General features: G+C 69.6%; 11 protein-coding genes, 1 tRNA gene and 1 pseudogene. 4 read left to right on the top strand and 9 right to left on the bottom strand.

Features of this window, described 5'->3' with window-relative positions:
• Positions 1-3: 3 nt before the first annotated feature.
• Both JOM49_RS15640 and JOM49_RS15635 read left to right on the top strand, forming a co-directional pair.
• Positions 4-219, top strand: coding sequence for a hypothetical protein (locus JOM49_RS15640; protein WP_308158750.1), 216 nt, complete (start codon positions 4-6; stop codon positions 217-219).
• Positions 219-2,033, top strand: a complete 1,815-nt coding sequence (locus tag JOM49_RS15635) for an aKG-HExxH-type peptide beta-hydroxylase (RefSeq protein WP_209665002.1) — start codon at positions 219-221, stop codon at positions 2,031-2,033. Before JOM49_RS15640 ends, JOM49_RS15635 begins: the two co-directional genes overlap by 1 nt.
• A gap of 4 nt (positions 2,034-2,037) precedes the next feature.
• On the opposite strand, the gene fxsT is transcribed toward JOM49_RS15635, so the two are convergent.
• The 5 genes and pseudogenes from fxsT to JOM49_RS15620 form a co-directional block, all read right to left on the bottom strand.
• Positions 2,038-4,449, bottom strand: a complete 2,412-nt coding sequence (gene fxsT / locus JOM49_RS42965) for an FxSxx-COOH system tetratricopeptide repeat protein (protein ID WP_443626887.1) — start codon at positions 4,447-4,449, stop codon at positions 2,038-2,040.
• A gap of 101 nt (positions 4,450-4,550) precedes the next feature.
• A complete protein-coding gene (locus JOM49_RS43690; RefSeq protein ID WP_443626010.1) occupies positions 4,551-5,849 on the bottom strand; it encodes an SAV_2336 N-terminal domain-related protein in 1,299 nt (432 codons plus the stop codon).
• Positions 5,846-6,094 (bottom strand): hypothetical protein, encoded by a 249-nt coding sequence (locus JOM49_RS44330; protein WP_372444015.1) that lies wholly within the window; start codon positions 6,092-6,094, stop codon positions 5,846-5,848. Before JOM49_RS44330 ends, JOM49_RS43690 begins: the two co-directional genes overlap by 4 nt.
• A gap of 314 nt (positions 6,095-6,408) precedes the next feature.
• Positions 6,409-7,490, bottom strand: a pseudogene (locus JOM49_RS15625) (AAA family ATPase).
• 530 nt (positions 7,491-8,020) lie between these two features.
• A tRNA-Asn gene (locus tag JOM49_RS15620) sits at positions 8,021-8,093 on the bottom strand.
• Positions 8,094-8,224: 131 nt separating this feature from the next.
• Here JOM49_RS15620 and JOM49_RS15615 point away from each other — a divergent pair.
• Positions 8,225-8,449 carry a hypothetical protein gene (locus JOM49_RS15615; protein WP_209665001.1) on the top strand — a complete coding sequence of 75 codons (225 nt, stop codon included), beginning with the start codon at positions 8,225-8,227 and terminating at the stop codon, positions 8,447-8,449.
• On the opposite strand, the gene JOM49_RS15610 is transcribed toward JOM49_RS15615, so the two are convergent.
• Genes JOM49_RS15610 through dnaG form a run of 3 tightly spaced genes read right to left on the bottom strand, consistent with a single transcriptional unit; the run spans position 8,446 to position 11,623 of the window.
• Positions 8,446-9,201: a trans-aconitate 2-methyltransferase gene (locus JOM49_RS15610; protein WP_209665000.1), complete on the bottom strand. Its 756-nt coding sequence runs from the start codon at positions 9,199-9,201 to the stop codon at positions 8,446-8,448. The genes JOM49_RS15615 and JOM49_RS15610 overlap by 4 nt on opposite strands.
• Positions 9,202-9,218: 17 nt before the next feature.
• Positions 9,219-9,740 (bottom strand): hypothetical protein, encoded by a 522-nt coding sequence (locus JOM49_RS15605; protein ID WP_209664999.1) that lies wholly within the window; start codon positions 9,738-9,740, stop codon positions 9,219-9,221.
• A complete protein-coding gene (dnaG, locus tag JOM49_RS15600; RefSeq protein WP_209664998.1) occupies positions 9,740-11,623 on the bottom strand; it encodes a DNA primase in 1,884 nt (627 codons plus the stop codon). The genes JOM49_RS15605 and dnaG overlap by 1 nt, the downstream gene beginning before the upstream one ends.
• A gap of 76 nt (positions 11,624-11,699) precedes the next feature.
• Between dnaG and JOM49_RS15595 the strand changes: the two genes are divergently transcribed.
• On the top strand, positions 11,700-12,626 hold the full coding sequence (locus JOM49_RS15595; protein ID WP_209664997.1) for a sigma-70 family RNA polymerase sigma factor: 927 nt from the start codon (positions 11,700-11,702) through the stop codon (positions 12,624-12,626).
• Between the two features lies 1 nt (position 12,627).
• Here JOM49_RS15595 and JOM49_RS15590 read toward each other — a convergent pair whose 3' ends face one another.
• A complete protein-coding gene (locus JOM49_RS15590; protein ID WP_308158749.1) occupies positions 12,628-13,551 on the bottom strand; it encodes a glutamate ABC transporter substrate-binding protein in 924 nt (307 codons plus the stop codon).
• Positions 13,552-13,569 lie beyond the last annotated feature (18 nt).

The raw sequence follows: 13,569 nt of genomic DNA, 5'->3' as shown, positions 1-13,569 counted from the left end.
ACGGTGGAGGGAATCGCCACGATGAATTCACTCTCGGCAAGTACCGAACCGGACATGGAATCCGCCCTGCTCGATCTCGACGCGATTCCGTTCACCGCTTTGCGTTACCTGGACGGTGTTACCCTTCGCCACTCGGCACATCACGTGGTGGAACGCACCAGCCATGTCCGCGCGCGCTACCGGAGCGGGAACAACAACGCTGGTGAGCGGATCGACTGATGCCGCCACCAGCGGAGGCACGCCCCACGTTCCACCGCCTGTCCTGGCAGGATTTCGATGCCCTCGCCCGGTTCGAGGGGGACGAGGACATGGTGCGCCGCCTCCGCCGGACCGAGCGGAGCCGGCGCAAATTGCTGATCCACTCCTTGCTGACCGAAGCAGCGAAATCGCCGGAGCGAATGGGCCCCTTGCCGCCACTGGACTCGGCCTGGGAGCTTTTCACCCGGACCGAGGCCAGGGCGCCCCGAGCGGTGAACCGGATGCTCACCAACCCGTACACCGGCAGCTGGGCCGGTTACACGACGCGGTTGCTGCGCGACGAAAAGGACGGCGTCGGCCCGCTGTGGCTGCACTTGGGCCACGCGCACGCGATCGCGGCGGCCGCGGCGATCCACGCGGGACTGGACTTCGAGACCACCATCCCGGTGTGGCACGGCAACGCCATGCTCCCGTCTTTGGGCATGGCCCGCTTCATCGCGGCAGCACCGTTCTCCACGGCCACGGTGCGCGGCGAAGCCGGCCACTACTCGGTGTCGGACAGCGGTACCACCGTGTCGCTGCCCGACGCCCCCGGCTCCGACGGCCCGGGGTGGCGAGGCCTGCGACGGGTTCGAAGCCAAGTCGGCGCGCACCGGTTCTCGCTGTGGTTGGACGACCTCGATCCCTATCGCGGCCTTTACGAGCCGATCCAGCCGGAACGGTTGCCGGGCGCGGACCTCGCGGCCTGGCAACGGCTGGTCGACGAAGCGTGCCGACTGGCCGTCAGCCACCTGCCGGGGCTGGCTCGCACCATGCCGGTCGGCCTGACCGCCCTGGTGCCGAAACCGCGGGTGCTCTTCCGCAATCCGAGCGCCTCGACCGGTGAAGCGTTCGGCAGCGCGGTGGTGGGCCTGCCCGCCGACGGCGCGGCTCTCGCCGAGACGCTGATCCACGAGTTCCAGCACATCGTGCTCGGCGGTCTGCTGCACCTGGTCGAGTTGTACGAACCGGATCCGCGGGAGCGGATCTACGTGCCCTGGCGAGACGATCCGCGCACGTTGAGCGGCGCTTTCCAAGGGGTGTACGCCTTCTTCGGTGTCACCGCTTTCTGGCGAGCGCTCTGCGCCGCCGGGGTGAGCGCCCGGCGTTCGAGTTTCGAATTCGCGTACTGGCGGAGGCAGAGCTGGAACGTACTGCAGGTACTGCGCACGGACGCGACGCTGACCGCCGCCGGGCGCCGTTTCCTCGACGGCATCGCCGAGCGCCTCGGCCCCTGGCAGACCGAGGCCGTACCGGCGGAAGCGCGGGAACTCGCCGAGGCCGCAGGGCGGGATCACCTCGCCGGCTGGCGAGCGCGGCACCTGCGCCCGAACCCGTCACTCGTCGCCGCGTTGGCGGCGGCCTGGCTGAGTGGCCGTACCCGGCCACCCGCCAGCCTCGTCACGACCGACCTGCCGCCGACCCCGGTGCCGGACGGATCCTGGTCACGCGCCCGGATGGACCTGGTCCGCCTCACCGTCGCGGACGCGGGCCCGCCGCTGTCCGCCGACAGCCGACCGGCCGTTCCCGGCGCCACCCTCGCCTATGCCCGCGGCGATTTCGCCGAAGCGGCCGAGGGCTACCGCGCGGATCTGGCCAGGACCCCGGACTGCCCCAACTCCCTGGTCGGCCTCGGGCTCGCACTGTCCGCGCGCGGCCCCCACCCGGCTGCCCGTGCTTTGCTGCGCTGCCCCGAACTCGTCCGCGCGGTGCACCGCCACCTGCGTACCGGCACCCCGCGACCACTGGACGTCGAGCAGATCGCCGCGTGGCTCGGCCAGCTCGTGCCCGGCTGAGAAGTCACATCAACATGGGGTCGATGTCGCAGTCCGCACGTCCCCCGGCCACCGCCGCCTGGGTCGCCGGGTGCGCCTCGCCGAACACCCGCCGGTACTTGACCAGGATCGAGTCCCGATGGGCAGCGGCCTCGTCGGCACGCCCGGCGGTGACAAGATCCAAGCCCAGGTTGAAGGTCGCGGCCAGGACGGTCGGGTGTTCCTCGCCGAGCACCTGCCGGCCGCGTTCCACCGCGTCCCGGCCCAGTTCGATCGCCTTGTCGAGTTCTCCCAGCACGGAGAGATCACTCGCCAGGTTGACCGCGGTGATGATGGCGTACGGGTGATCCGGGCCGATGCCGGCGCGGAAGTGCTCGAGCGCCCGCTCGTCGAGCGTGCACGCGCCCGCTGCGTCCCCTTGGAGCCGCAAGGTCACCGCGAGGTCGACGCTAGCGGCCATGGTGTGCGGGTGGTGCTCACCGAGGTTGTCCCGGTACCGCTCGAAGGTCTGCTCACCCAGTTCCTTCGCCGCGGCCAGATCACCCGAGTGACGGAGATCGATCGCGTGCGCGAGGGAACAAGCCATCGTGTGGGAGTGGTTGTCGCCATACGCGAGCCGGAACCGGTTGAGCGCCTCCGTGGACAGCGTGCGCGCGCCGGGGTGGTCCCCGTCCTTGCGCCGGGCGACCGAAAGCAGAAAGGAGTTGACCACCGAGTCCGGCTGCTCCGCGCCATAACGAGCGCGGAAACTCTCGGTGAGCCGCTCCTGCTGCACCCGTGCCTGGCCGTACTCACCGGCTTCGCGCAGGTCCACGTTCAGCGCGCTGTTGGTGCTGAAGGTGCGGGTGTGGTCGCGGCCGAGGACTTCGGTCCGCCGCCGGTGGGTCTCCTGGTCGAGTTCCGCGGCGGCGCGGTAGGCACCGGACAAGCGGAGGCTAATCCCGTGCTGGAACGCGGCGTTGAGCGTCTCCGGATCGTCCTCGCCGAACATGCGCTTGGCCTTGTGGTAGATCTCCTCGCTCAGCTTGGTCGCCGCGGCGAAGTCCCCCTCCGCGCGCAGATCGATGGTGATGTTCCGCTGGAGCGCGAAGGTTTCCTCGTTCTCCTCGCCGGAGACCTGCAGGCGGAGAGCGAGGGTCCGCTGGTTGAGTTCCGCGGCCTCGGCGTACCGGCCGATGGCCCAGAGGTAGAGGCCCAGCCTGCCGGATACTTCGAGCGTCTGCGGGTGGGTGGGGCCGAGCGTTTCGGTGAGCCGCTTCCGCGCCTGGAGGCCGAGCTGAGCGGCCTCTTCGTGGTCACCGTATTCGAACAGGTAGCGCATCAGGTTGATGAAGAGCTGGCGCGGCCAGTCGTCGTCGCAGTCCAGCACGCTGGCCGCGTAGGCGTGCGGCAAAAGCTCGCGGTAACGCGGCCAGTGCCTGCTCGACTCGGGGTCGTTGGGATCGAGTGCGGCGAGGAGCTGGTGCGCGCCGTGCTGCATCCGCGCGTGCACCTGCGGTGCCATCACCCGGTTGCGCAGCACCAGCTGGACCAGGCGGTGCAGCTGGAGCGTGTTGCTGCCGTGGTCGATCTTCGCCAGGCCGTACCGGTTGATGTCGCGGATGGCACGCGCCAGTTTGATCGGCTCGCGCAGCGCGGCGTCCAGTTCCGGGGAGATCGACACCCGGCTGACGCCGGTGAGCAGATCACGGGAAATCGGCTCCGGGGAGAAGAACGCGCAGATGTGCAGGATCTGGTGAGCCGCGGGGTTGCGGGTCTTCAGTTCCTCGAATGAGACATTCCAGGCAGCGGCGACGGAAATCTCGTAGTCGGGCGCTGACGCGGTGTCGAGGATCTCCGCGACCGAGTCGTCGAACAGGCGCAGATATTCCTGCACTGGCATACCGGTCACCGCGCGCCAAGCCGCCGCCTGCTCGACGGCCAAGGGCAGGTCGCCGAGCTTTTCGGCCAGTTCATTGGCGTCGTCGACATCGATCTCCGGACCGCGGCGGCCGAGCAGTTCGATGCTTTCCTCGCGCTTGAACACCGCCAGCTCCAGCGGGCGGGCGATGCCTGCCCAGTCGGAGTTGCGCGAAGTGATCAGGATTTCGCCCGGGCCGTTGCGCGGGAAGAACGGCAGCACGGTCTCGGGGCTCTCCGCGGCGTCGAAGACCAGGAGCCAGCGGCGGAACGGACGTCCGGTGCGCAGCGCCTCGATCACCGCGGGCACCGCGATGTTGGCCTCCGACGACCCCGGCAGCCCCAGTGTCGCCGCGAGCTGGGTGAGACCGGCGCGGATCCGGGTGGTGTGCGCGGCGTCGATCCACCAGACGAGGTCGTAGTCCGGGAGGTGGCGGTAGATGTACTCGGCGGCCATCTGCGTCTTGCCGATACCGCCGAGGCCGTGCAGTGCCGAGGGGAGCACGGCGGTGGTACCGCTGTTCAGGCGCTTGGCCAGCTGCCCGAGCAGTTCACCGCGACCGGTGAAGTTAGGATTGCGGGGCGGGATGTTGCCCCAGATCGGCGGTGGATCGGCGGGCCGCCTGGCAGCGGGATCGCCTATTCCGGCCGCGAGGGGGTGGGCGATCGGTCGGGTGGCCGACTCGGCCAGACCGGATTCCTCGGACGTGTGCGAGCGTCCCTCCGTCGCGGCAGAGGGGTCGGTGGGGCGATCAACCGTCTCAGGCATCTTGGACTCACAGACTGGATCGGTTCAGTGGCGGGCACGACGGATCCAGGGCGCAGGACCGCGTTGCGCAGCCGGTCCGCCCGGGACAGATAGGGGCCGGAGAGCGCGCGCATGACCGCGCTCTCCAGTTCGACGTCGGCCGTCGTCTCGAGGGTGAGCACCGGGTCCGGCGTGTTGTGCGGGTCGGCGATGGCGTCTCGGAGGTGGCCGAGCACCGGAATCCGTCCACCGAAATGGGTGGCCGCCACTCGCACAACGCTGGCCGTTTCCGAACGCCGCGCGCCGCTGAGAAGCAATTCCCGGACTGCCTCGGGAAAGGCGAAGACCCCACCTGTGTCCCAAGTGGACTGCCCTTCCTTGAGTCCGGGAGCGTACATGATCCCCGAAACCAGGAGTTCCAGTAGGTGCTCCAGACCGGCTTCGGGAACAAAACGTTGTTTTATGACGCGAGCCACGTCCAGGTGAACGGGAACCGCCGCGAGCAACTGCGCCAACCGCAAAGCGGGAGGCGACGCCACACTTCGGAACCGGTGCACCCGTTCACTGGGTGACGGCGTACCGGACGTGTCGCTGGAACCAGCTTGCCGTGCTTGCCTCAAAGAGAGCAGGATGGCTCCTTCGGCCGCGCCGTCGTGCTCGCCAGCCATCATCTTGGCCCACCACGCCAGCCACTGCGGCTGTAGTTCGAACATCGGCTCGACCCTGAATAGCTCCGCCGAATCGGAATCGAGCCTGGCATCCGTCAAGTCGAAAGCCCACTGGCTGCTGGATTTCAACGCACCCGCTACGCGCAGTTCGGCTCGACGCAGGTTTAGCCCGCACTGCCTCCAAAGCCACTGCGGCAGCAGGTGGACGGTATTCACCGGCATCGTACGAGCCCAACGCGCCAGCATGGGGTACAGCAGTTCGTGTTGCCAGGCGTCACCGACGCTGTCGGTCAGCAACACCGCGCGTCGGCCGGGCGGGTCCAGTAGTTTGTCCAGCTCGCGTGCCGGCGCCCCGGGCCTACCCCTGCGGAACACGAGAATTTCCTCGCTATCGGCCTTGACAGTTTTCAACGGGCGAACCTGGATGGTGCAAAATGCACCCAATCTTTCGAGAACTTCGACAAAGGCGGACACAAGGCGCCACAACGCCATCGATGGGCCATCGTCGGGCAAGATCGTCAAGTCCAGCCAGTGCTTTTCCTCCTTCGGTTGACCGGCCACCACAGCCCGGTTTCCGCAGCGCGGACAGCTGTTACCTCGTCGTCTAGGACCACGTTGCGGGATCGCGGCGAGACTGTCCTGCGTTCCAAGATTTGCAGTGCCCGGAAATACTCGAGTGTTTCATCAAGCGCGATGGTGTCCGCACCGTCCACGGACAGCCCGCGCTTTTCGGCGGCGGCCGTGCCGAGCTCGGTGAAGCCCGACACCGGGGCTTCCGCGACTGGAGGGGGTTGACGTACCGGTGGTGGCGACGACGGGCGTCGCTCGGCTCTGGGACCGTTTTCCGGGTCGGGACTTCGCCGCTGTCGAAAACCTGTTCCGGTTCTTCCGCGGGCTTTTTTCGGTGGCGGTGGCGGCCGGTGTCATGGCAGCGGCCAGCCAGACGACATCGCCGAGTTCGGTCCAGCTCAGATCGGCCGGCCCCTGTCTCTGTCTCGCCCCCTTCGGGCGGACGGCATCGACGTTCAGCTCCGCCGGCGGGGCGGAACGCGGACCGGGGACGCCGGGCAGCCTGCCCACGTCACCGCACCGCCAGCCGTTGCCAGAGCGCTTCCACCAGCCGCGGCCACGCCTCGCGCTCCGGCTGGTACGCACCGGAGGTGGCCAGGTAGACCGCGTCGAGCAAGCGGTCCGTGGGCAGACCGCCCTCGGCCTTGCTCCGTTCGGCGAACTCGCGGACGAGGCGGTCGCGGTAGTCACCGTGATCGTCGACCAGGTGGCTGGAGACGATCGCGGCGAGTTGCTCGTGGTCCGGGTTCTCGATTTTTTCAGTTGCAGGCACCGGCGCAGGAAGGCGGGCGGGAATTCACGCTCGCCGTTGCTGGTCATCACCACGATCGGGAAGGCGTTGCAGGCGACCCGGCCGTCGCGCACCACCGCCGTGCGCTGTGGATCCGCGGTGTGCACGGTGACTTCGGGTTGCCTGTTGCGCACCCGCGCCAACTCGTCGACGGGGAACTCGCCGTCCTCGAAGATCGACAGCAGATCGGATTCGGACTTGTCCAGCTCGTCGATCAGCAGCACGCGGGGCAATCGCGTGGGCAGGAAAGCGGTGCCCAACGGCCCGAGGCGGACGAAGTCACCGATCGGCGGCGGCTCCTCGGCCACGTCCCCGAGTTGCGCCTGGCTGGTCGCGGCGGCTTGGACACGGCCGATGGCGTCATAGCCGTACAGGCCCGCACCCAGCGTGGTGTGGCCGGTGATCGCCCACCGCAGCACCCGGCCCAGCCCGAGCTCACGGGCGATCCGGTAGGCGAGGCTGGATTTGCCGGTACCCGGGTTCCCGGTCACGAGCAGAGGCCGACGCAGGACGATGCCGGCGTTGACCATGTTCAACTCGTCGAGATCGACTTCCTGCTCGGAAAAAGTGAACGCCGCACCGAGACGGCGCTCCGCCTCGCCATCGTCCGGCGGTGGTACGTCGTGCTCCGGCAGCGGACCACCGTCGTAGGACCGCCACGGTGGCGGCGGGGGCAGCAGACTCACGAGTTCGATGTCGTGGATCGGCCTGCCGGTGCTGCGGTAGATCCACCAGTCAGGCGGCTCGAACTGCGCTGCCCGCCGACCCAGCGTCGCGGTGGCGTCCTGCTCGTTCAAGCTCATCCGCAGTCCCCTACTCTCGGGCCGGGTTCAACGGTTGATCGAGAACGATGAGGCGTTTCGGATCGTCCCACATTACCACCAGATCTTGGGCCAACGAATTCACGAGCTGCAGAGCTGCGTGCGAGCTGGCCAAATTGCACCCTTCGGGCAAGCCTTCGAAACTGCGGCCAGCACCCAGTCGATCAGTTCGCGCAGTCCTTCCGGATCGGCCTTCGGATGCCACAGCATCACCGGCAATCCGCCGCGGAGTGCACTGCGACCCGGACATTATGTCGCCACTCGCGCCGCGGATGAGTATCAAATGACAAACAAGCTTCTGCTGCCGCGACTGGCCTGAGGCACCTGTGACTGCTCACGCTCCCGAGGAACGGGCCACGTCGGCACGGCGCGCCTGGCACCCACCTCACCGACGAGCGCGGCCGGGCGTCCACCACCGGCCCGCGGTTCGTACCCAGGCTCGCCGACAGCCGCGAGAGAGGGCGGACAGGCCCTGGATACAACGAAGCCCAGGTCGGTGACCTGGGCGGATGCTCCCCCGATTGGACTCGAACCAATAACCTGCCGGTTAACAGCCGGCTGCTCTGCCAATTGAGCTACAGGGGATCGCTGGCCTGACCGGATCGCTCCGGCCTGACACGAAGAACTCTAACCCATGCCCTCAGCGCCCTCGCACCCGGCCCCCGTCCGCGATCTGAGGAACAATGGCGGTGAGCGAACAAAGGAGGCGTACAGGCATGAAGAAGTTCCTGCTGGGCGCTGCGGTGGGCTACGTGCTGGGCGCACGGGCGGGCCGCAGCCGGTACGAGCAGATCGTTCGCACCTACCGCAAGCTGGCCGACCACCCCGCCGTGCAGGGCGCGGCCGGGATCGCCAGGGCCAAGGTGGGCGAGAAGCTGCCGTTCGGCGAACGGCACAGCACCAACGGGCACCGGGCCGCCCACGAACCCAGCCAGGGCTAGGCGACCCGCGCCACGGTGAAGACGCGGCGGAAGGGGAACCACGTGGTGCCATCCGCCCTCGGCGGGTAGGCATCGCGCAGCAGCGAGCCCAGCTCGAAGCGGAACCGCTCCCAGTCCGCCGCGTCCAGCGCCGCCTTGACCGGGCGCAGCACCGTGCCGGTGATCCACTCCAGCACCGCGTCCTCCCCGGTCAGGCGCTGCACGTACGTCGTTTCCCACGCGTCGACCGCGCAACCCCGCGCCGCCAGCAGCTCCGCGTAGTCCTGCGGCTCGCTCACCGTGTCCTCGCCGGGCAGGTCCAGCGACCGCGACCACCGCGAAGTGGCCGCCAGTTTCCTCACCAGATCGTGTGAAGGTGCCCGGTAGTTGCCCGGCACCTGCATCGCGATCCACGCCCCCGCGGGCAACACCTCCACCCAGCGAACCAGCAGCTCACGGTGGTTCGGCACCCACTGCAGCACGGCGTTCGTGAGCACCACGCCGGTGTCGGCGGGAGGCTCCCATCGGGTGATGTCGGCCAGGGTCGCGTCGACGCCGTTGACCCGGGCCGCGGCGACCATGTCCGGTGAGCTGTCGAAGGCCTCCACCACCGCCCCCGGCCAGCGTTCGGCCAGTGAGGGCGTCAGGTTCCCTGGACCACACCCGGCATCGACGACGCGGCGGGGCTCGGTGGCCCCCACTCGCGCCAGCAGGTCGTAGAACGGACGAGCACGCTCGTCCTGGTAGTTGAGGTACTTCGCCGGGTCCCACATACAGTACGACTGTACTGCTAGGCCTCCGGCTCCACCAGCTTCCGCGAGGCGTCCTCGGCGATCCCGGCCACCACCTCCGGGTCCACCCCGGGATCGGCGCGCACCTGCAGCACCGTGCCGTCGGTGCCCGGCACCTTCCGGGTGAGGAACCACGCCACCCCGCCGGGCAGCTCCTGGCGGTGCCGCGCGCGGATCGAGCCGTCGACGCGGTGGCGCACCATCGGCGGCACCTTGCCCGGCGCCTCGACGCCGAACCGCACCGGCGCCCGGTCGGTCAGCAGCACCGCGTCGCCGGCCTTGCCCGACTCCTCGGCTTCGGTCACCGTGAGCGTGTTCTCACCCCAGACCGCCTTGCTGATCAGGTGCCAGCCGATGCGGCGCGGACCGCCTTCGGCCGGCACCCACAGCCCGAGCGGGGTCACCACCAGGTACCCCCCGCCGGTCACCGGTGCGGCGGCCAGCGCGTCCTCGCCGGGAGCCAGTTCACCGCCGAAGTCCTCCGGCAGCCGGTCGCCGAACAGCCGCTTCCACAGGCCCATCAGTCCAGCCCGCCCACGGCCTGCTCGCGCAACGCCTTGCGGTACTGCTCCAGCGCCACCAGGTCGCCGAACAACGCCCGGTACTCGTCGGGCGCCTCCACCGGCGACAACCGGGTCAGCTTCGACTTGATCTCCTGGATCTGCCTGCCCACCAGGTTCTCCTGCATCGCCGCGAGCACACTGGAAACGTAGCGCGCGTCCACCTCACCCCTGGCGCGCAACGGTTCCACCGACAGTTCGCTGAGCACCCGCCGCACCATCCCCTGTGGACAGTGCTGGGCGGTCGCTTCGAGCAGCGCCGGGCCCGCCATGCCGCCCGAGGCGCCGCCCGCCTCGCGGATCCCCTTGCGGATGGCCGAATACGCCGGGTGCGTGAACGCCTCGTCCGGCAGCGCGTCGAACTCCGGACCGGCCAGCGCGGGTTCCTGCAGCGCCGCCTTCAGCGATTCGCGCTGCACGGTCAGGCGCGGGTCGCCCGGGTTGGGCCTGGCCACGTCCTGCGGGTTCGACGACGCGGCCGCCGCCGGCCGTCCCGGCTGGGCCTTGCCCTTGGCACCCGCGGCCGCGCGCACCCGCTTGACCACCATCGACTCGTCCGGCCAGCCGACCCACCAGGCCAGCTTGGTGGCGTAGCCGTCCCGCTTGGCGCGGTCCCGGATCTGCGCCACCATCGGCACCATCTTCTGCAGCGCGGCGACCTGCCCGTCCACCGACTCCAGGTCGTAGGAACGCAGCAGGCTGCGGATGGCGAACTCGAACAGCGGGATCCGCCGCGCCACCAGGTCCTTGACCGCGGTGTCGCCCTTGGCCAGGCGCAGCTCGCACGGGTCCATGCCGTCCGGCGCCACCGCGATGTAGGTCTGCCCGGCGAAGGTCTGGTCGCCCTCGAACGCCTTGAGCGCCGCCTTCTGCCCGGCTTCGTCACCGTCGAAGGTGAAGATCACCTCACCGCGGAAGGCGTCGTCGTCCATCAGCAGGCGGCGCAGCACCTTCATGTGGTCCTGCCCGAACGCCGTGCCACAGGTGGCCACCGCGGTCGGCACCCCGGCCGCGTGCATGGCCATCACGTCGGTGTACCCCTCGACGATCACCACCTGGTGCCGCCGCGAGATCTCCTTTTTCGCCATGTCCAGCCCGAAGAGCACCTCGGACTTCCGGTAGATGGGGCTGTCGCTGGAGTTGAGGTACTTGGCCTCGATGCGGTCGTCGTCGAACAGCCGCCGCGCGCCGAAGCCGACCACGTCCCCGCTGAGGTCCTTGATCGGCCACAGCAGCCGCCGGTGGAACCGGTCGATCGGGCCCTGCCTGCCCTCGCGCACCAGCCCGGACTTGATCAGCTCGGCCAGCTCGAACCCGCGCTTGAGCAGGTACTTGGTCAGCTTGTCCCAGCCGCCGGGGGCGTACCCGCAGCCGAAGGTCTTGGCCGCGACCGGGTCGAAGCCGCGCTCGTTGAGGAAGTCGCGGGCCATCCGGCCGTCCTCACCGAGCAGCTGCTCGGCGTAGAACTCGGCGGCCGCCTTGTGCGCCTCGACCATCCGCGAGCGGGTGCCGCGGTCGCGCTGCACGCTCCCGCCGCCGCCTTCGTAGGTCAGCCGCAGGCCCACCCGGTCGGCGAGGCGTTCCACGGCCTCGACGAAGGTGAGCTTTTCGAGGTCGGTCAGGAACTTGATGACGTCGCCGCCGACCCCGCAGCCGAAGCAGTGGAAGGTGCCGTGGGTGGGGCGGACGTTGAACGACGGGGTCTTCTCGTCGTGGAACGGGCACAGCCCCTTCAGCGCGCCGCCACCGGCCCGGCGCAGCGCCACGTACTCGCCAACGACTTCGTCGATCCGGTTGCGGTCACGCACCTCCGCGATATCGCTTTCCCGGATCCGTCCCGCCACGCGTCCACTCTAGTGCTCGGCTCCGGTGCCCGGCCCGGGCGGCTCCGGTGGGCGCCGGATGCGGCAGACTCGGGGTATGGCCGTCACCGGGGACCTGCTGGCTGAAGAGTTCACCGCCCACCGCGCGCACCTGGTCTCGGTGGCCTACCGGCTGACCGGCTCGGTGTCCGACGCCGAGGACGCGGTGCAGGAGGCGTGGCTGCGGCTGGCCGGGCTCACCGACGCCCAGCGCGCGGAGATCCGGGACGCGCGCGGCTGGCTGACCACGGTGGTCGGGCGGCTCGGCCTGGACCGGCTGCGCTCGGCCACGGTCCGCCGCGAGCGCTACGTCGGCCAGTGGCTGCCGGAACCGATCATGGCCGGGTTCGGCCCGCGCCCCAGCGAGGACCCGCTCGACGTGGCCGTCCGCGACGACGGCGTGCGGATGGCGGCGATGGTGGTGCTCGACCGGCTCACCCCCGAGCAGCGCGTGGCGTTCGTGCTGCACGACGCGTTCTCCGTGCCGTTCGCCGAGATCGCCGAGATCCTCGGCTGCTCCCCGGCCGCCGCGCGGCAGCACGCCTCACGCGGGCGGAAGGCGCTGGAAGAGGCCGATCCGCCACCCCGGGCGCCGATGACCGAGCAGCAGGAGCTGCTGGAACGGCTGATGGCCGCGTTCAACGCCGGTGACGTGCGCGCGGTGGCCGCGGTGCTGCACCCCGACGTGGTGCTGATCGGCGACTCCGACGGCAAGGCCAGGACGAGCCGTCAGCTCATGGTGGGCGCGGACAAGATCAGCCGCTTCCTGATCGGCCTGCTCCGGAAGTACGCCGACACCGCCTTCGACGGGGCCCGGCCGGTGCTGGTCAACGGCGACCTCGGGCTGCACCTGCCCGCCGCGCCCGGCGACGACGGCCACGTCCCGCTGGACGTGCACGTCACCACGATGGCCATCCGCGACGGCCGGATCGTGGCGATCTACGACCTGGCCAACCCGGACAAGCTGACCCGCCTGCCGGACTGACTCACGAACCGGGGACGGAGCCGATCGGCGGGGGCTTGGGCGGGTCGCCGGGCACGACCTGGCCCAGCGTCTCCGTCCAGTTCTCGCCCCACAGCCCGCTCTGCTGGATCTTCACCAGCCAGTCGTTGACGAACTCCTTGAACGACTCGTCGCCGTGCCGGATGCCGATGCCGTAGGACTCGTCGGTGAACGGCTCGCTGACGATCTGGATCTTGTCGTTGAGCTGGGCGGTCCCGGCGAGCAGCGTCATGTCGTGCACGTAGGCCACCGCGCTGCCCGCCTCGAGCGCCTGGATGCACTCGGTGGCCGCGCCGAAGGTAGTCAGCTGGACCCCGGGCGCGCTCCGCTTGATCGCGTCCACGCTGGTGGTGCCGGACACCGCGACCACCTTCTTCCCCGCCAGGTCGGCCGGGGTGGAGATGCGGTTCTCCGTGCTCAGCGTGGCGATCGCCTGCCCGGAGACCAGGTACGGCCCGGCGAAGCTGATCTTGCGCGCCCGTTCCGGGGTGATGGTGTAGGTGCTGATCACCGCGTCGACCGTGCCGGTCTGCAGCACGGCCTCCCGCGTCTCGGAGATCGACCGCACCACCTTGAGGTTCGGCTCCCCGATGAGGTACTTCGCCAGCAGCTTGCCCAGCGTGGCGTCGAAGCCGACGGTCTCGCCGGTGATCGGGTTGCGCTGGGACATCAGCGGGAGGTCCAGCTCACCGCCGATGAGCAGCTGCCCGCGTTCGCGGATCGCGGCCGCCGTGGGGCTGGCCGCGATCTCCGCTTCGCTCGCCACCGGAGCGCGGTCGAGCAGGCTCAGCGGAGCCGACGGCGCCGCCCCGCCCACGGGCGCGGCACCACCGTTGCACCCGGTGAGGACCAGCAGGCCCACCGCACCCAGTGCCATCGCGGTCCGCAGCAAAGACGCCGTTGTCACGCCGCGTTCCTCCCTCGT

The sequence above is a fragment of the Amycolatopsis magusensis genome (assembly GCF_017875555.1).
Classification (GTDB): domain Bacteria; phylum Actinomycetota; class Actinomycetes; order Mycobacteriales; family Pseudonocardiaceae; genus Amycolatopsis; species Amycolatopsis magusensis.
Note: the sequence above shows the minus strand (reverse complement) of the source record. Positions and strands in the feature narration are given on the sequence as shown.

Coding starts and splice junctions, on each gene's coding strand:
- JOM49_RS15635 (WP_209665002.1), top strand. CDS start 219: ATGCCGCCACCAGCGGAGGCACGCCCCACGTTCCACCGCCTGTCCTGG.
- JOM49_RS15605 (WP_209664999.1), bottom strand. CDS start 9,740: ATGGGCCTGTGGAAGCGGCTGTTCGGCGACCGGCTGCCGGAGGACTTC.
- JOM49_RS15610 (WP_209665000.1), bottom strand. CDS start 9,201: ATGTGGGACCCGGCGAAGTACCTCAACTACCAGGACGAGCGTGCTCGT.
- JOM49_RS15615 (WP_209665001.1), top strand. CDS start 8,225: ATGAAGAAGTTCCTGCTGGGCGCTGCGGTGGGCTACGTGCTGGGCGCA.
- JOM49_RS15595 (WP_209664997.1), top strand. CDS start 11,700: ATGGCCGTCACCGGGGACCTGCTGGCTGAAGAGTTCACCGCCCACCGC.